The 3,249-nt window shown below is 42.3% G+C and carries 6 protein-coding genes; all 6 read right to left on the bottom strand.

Annotation, left to right across the window (positions count from 1 at the left end):
* Window positions 1–81 precede the first annotated feature (81 nt).
* On the bottom strand, window positions 82–357 hold the full coding sequence (locus tag WBA23_RS04420) for a hypothetical protein (protein WP_424581037.1): 276 nt from the start codon (window positions 355–357) through the stop codon (window positions 82–84).
* 31 nt (window positions 358–388) lie between these two features.
* A complete protein-coding gene (locus WBA23_RS04415; RefSeq protein WP_424581036.1) occupies window positions 389–1,456 on the bottom strand; it encodes a branched-chain amino acid aminotransferase in 1,068 nt (355 codons plus the stop codon).
* Window positions 1,457–1,608: 152 nt separating this feature from the next.
* Window positions 1,609–2,208, bottom strand: a complete 600-nt coding sequence (locus WBA23_RS04410) for an SGNH/GDSL hydrolase family protein (RefSeq protein WP_424581035.1) — start codon at window positions 2,206–2,208, stop codon at window positions 1,609–1,611.
* The gene (locus tag WBA23_RS04405; RefSeq protein ID WP_424581034.1) at window positions 2,205–2,561 is read right to left on the bottom strand and encodes an MmcQ/YjbR family DNA-binding protein; all 357 of its coding nucleotides are present in this window, start codon (window positions 2,559–2,561) and stop codon (window positions 2,205–2,207) included. The genes WBA23_RS04410 and WBA23_RS04405 overlap by 4 nt, the downstream gene beginning before the upstream one ends.
* On the bottom strand, window positions 2,562–2,765 hold the full coding sequence (locus tag WBA23_RS04400; RefSeq protein ID WP_424581033.1) for a DUF6728 family protein: 204 nt from the start codon (window positions 2,763–2,765) through the stop codon (window positions 2,562–2,564).
* A 137-nt stretch (window positions 2,766–2,902) separates the two neighbouring features.
* Window positions 2,903–3,249 (bottom strand): hypothetical protein (locus WBA23_RS04395; protein WP_424581032.1); only part of this gene is annotated, 347 nt, incomplete at its 5' end.

The raw sequence follows: 3,249 nt of genomic DNA, 5'->3' as shown, positions 1-3,249 counted from the left end.
TTCTGCGGTGTTTACTTATCTGATTTTGATCAACCAATCCCATTATCAATAAAACTAGGGGCTCACTGTCAATAAGAATCATTATGTAGAAAACATGTACAGTCCCATCACTTCCATATCATCATTAATTTTAAGTGATTTGTATATACGGTGATATTTATACTCATTTTCTATACTTTTGTGAATGTATGAAGGGTTTTCAACCGGGTTTTTATTTTCCATTAAAAAAGAAACTACTACTTCCCATAAGCCATTCTTATCATCACGCTCCACTTGTTCCAATCGAAAATCAACTACCTCCCCAAAAAGTGGTTCCAATTCCTGCTTAGCCGTCTGATAAAAGCCTTTAAGATTCATAATTTATATACTTTTCAGATCATTATTTTAACTAATCTACCCTCATCACCCAGCCATGCGAATCTTCGGTGCGCCCATACTTAATATCATCTAAGGCTTTGAGTACTTTATTAGAAAACTCACGGTTCTCAATGGGTGGTAGTTCGTAATCAATACCATCGTTAGCAATGGCTTGAATATGGGCTACCGTGGCGGCAGTTCCGGCACCAAAGGCTTCCGTTAATCGGTTTTGCTCAATAGCCTGTACAATTTCCTTCACCGATATTTTACGCACGTCGGTTTTCATGCCCCAGTCTTGCGCCAGCGCAATAATACTATCTCGAGTGATACCGTCTAGAATGGTCCCGCTGGTAGGCGGCGTGAGTAACGTATCATCAATCACTAGCATTAGATTCATGGTACCTGCTTCCTCAATATACTTGTGCTCGTTAGCATCCGTCCAGATGAGTTGATCGTAGCCATCTTGAGCGGCTAATTGCGCGGGGTACAACGAGCCAGCGTAGTTTCCCGCAGTTTTGGCAAAGCCGGTTCCACCTTCGGACGCTCGTGCGAATTGCTTTTCTACTTTCACTCGCACCGGTTTGCTGTAGTAAGCACCTACCGGCCCGGTAAAGATCATAAACCGATAGGTTTGCGAAGGGCGAACCCCAATGTACTCATCGGTGGCAATCATAAAGGGGCGCACGTAGAGCGAGGTGCCCTCGCGGTCAGGAATCCAGTCCTTATCCAGTTCAATTAACTCGCGCAAACCACCCAAAAATATTTCCTCAGGAATTTCGGGCATACACATTCGCACCGCAGATTTGTTAAAGCGAGCCGCATTGCGGTCGGGCCGAAAGATTAGTGCTTCGCCTGCTTCGTTTTTATAAGCTTTTAACCCCTCAAATATTGACTGGCCATAGTGCAATACCGATGTAGCCGGACTCATAGTAAGATCAGCAAACGGTTCAATACGTAGATCACCCCACTGTTTCCCGTCGTAATCAGCAATAAACATATGATCGGAATAAACTTTTCCGAACTGAATATTCTGAAAATCAACTTGGTCGATCTTCGATCGGGAAGCACGGGTTACGGGGATTTCCATCGTAGGTATCATAGCACTGAAATTATCGGGTGAGAATCAAAATTATCAATATTTCTAAGTGAATCCAATCGAAAACACCTAGTATTCATCCAACGAATTTTCATAAGTTGGTGTTCTTTGAATTACGATTTTATGCTTTAAGATAATATATTACGCAGAAAGAGCTAGATGAAATCTATTAACGATACTTCCTTCAGAATTTTTTCTACCCAAACCTGATACATTTTACCCGAAGGGTGTAACCCATCCTCTGCAATAAGGCTTTCGTTTTCCGCAGCTTGTTGAGAGATTGAGGTGATATCGCAATAGCGAGTACCCATTTCTGTGCTAATTTGCCGGTTGACCTGATTATACTGCTCAATTTCCTGTAGAATTTTTGCTGGCCTTTTATCTTGAGCTTCTGGCGTTACGCTATAATCAGGAATAGAAAGCACCAGTACGTGCTGGGCATCGGTCGTTTGAGAAATGGCAAATTTCAGCAGTTCGGTAAATTCCGGTCGATAGATTGAGAAATCCAGTCCCTGATACTGATTATTAACTCCGATTAGTAGGGAAACCCAAGTGTAGGGCGGGGTGAATGTAGTATTGGGAATAGCGTTGAGCAGATCGCGCGTAGTCCAGCCAGTGGTAGCCAGATACTGCGGTATTGAAAAGTTAAGTTGTCGGGTAAGCTGATGCGGCCACCGTTGGTGCAACGGTATAGCTTCACCAATGGTATAAGAATCGCCTAAAGCAAGCCAAGTCGATGCCTTTTGCCTACTCATGATAGCGTGGCTAATTCTGCTCGCAGCTTTTTGGTAAGACTCGCTACAATTAAATCATAGGAATGGTCTATCCACTCGGTAATCAGTTTGTCACCAATTGTACCATCCATCAGTACAGTATTCCAGTGTTGTTTGCTCATCTGGTAGCCTGGTTGCACTGCTGGGTACCGCTCGCGCAATTCTACTGCACGCTCAGGATCACACTTGAGATTGATGCTAGTAAACAGGGTGACATCCGTGAGAGCGAACATCTTATTCATCACCTTAAATACCAATACCTCTTTGTCAAAAGGAAATGATTCGGTTACGCCGGGTTTAGCTAAACAGTACTGACGGTAGGCTTCAATATCCACCTAAAGGATGTTTTTAAGGATAACAAAGATGATTCCTAGCAGAAACATAATGATCGATATTTTATTGATACCGTGCATCATCCGTAAATTAAAATTGCTCTTGCGGTTTGGATCTTTCTTGCGAAAGAAGTAGCCAAAAACTTCGCCAAATGCGAAGTAGTCTTTCAAACTATTTTCGTCTTTTTTATTGGGCTGATTATTCATAATTGCTTACTTTCTACTCTTGTTATGTAAAGGAGGTGTGTAAGCATTTGGTTCAAAGATTCTACAAGTTTCTTTAGCTAGGCGCGTGGGGCGAGGTGCAAGGAGTAAATCTTTTTACTTCTCGCACCCGCACCTTGCTATTCAATATCCAAATTCTCGTTGCTCTGTAAAATAGCTCTACGCACTTTTCGCTCGTTTTCCTCATCTTGAGAGGTATCACGTAGTAGGTCACGACGAATGTGAAAGCTCATTTTGCTAAGTTCGCGTAAGAGATCATCAATATCATCGTCATCCATTTGGTCTTTTAGGGCTTTGGTAGCGTAGCAGCGAGAGAAGTTATTGAAGGCTTCCAGCACTTCCTGACTACTTATAAAAGCTATTTTCTGGTTCAGTAGCCGAATTTCAATCATGTCTTCTTCCAAGATATTTTTCTTCGCCATAATATCTTGAAGCTGGTCAATTAGCTCCAGATAGACTTTCATTT

The sequence above is a fragment of the Tunicatimonas sp. genome, assembly GCF_049647865.1.
Classification (GTDB): Bacteria; Bacteroidota; Bacteroidia; order Cytophagales; family Cyclobacteriaceae; genus Tunicatimonas.
Note: the sequence above shows the minus strand (reverse complement) of the source record. Positions and strands in the feature narration are given on the sequence as shown.

Excerpts from the sequence above, each read along its gene's own strand:
- WBA23_RS04420 (WP_424581037.1), bottom strand. The coding sequence starts at position 357 with ATGAATCTTAAAGGCTTTTATCAGACGGCTAAGCAGGAATTGGAACCA.
- WBA23_RS04415 (WP_424581036.1), bottom strand. The coding sequence starts at position 1,456 with ATGATACCTACGATGGAAATCCCCGTAACCCGTGCTTCCCGATCGAAG.
- WBA23_RS04410 (WP_424581035.1), bottom strand. The coding sequence starts at position 2,208 with ATGAGTAGGCAAAAGGCATCGACTTGGCTTGCTTTAGGCGATTCTTAT.
- WBA23_RS04400 (WP_424581033.1), bottom strand. The coding sequence starts at position 2,765 with ATGAATAATCAGCCCAATAAAAAAGACGAAAATAGTTTGAAAGACTAC.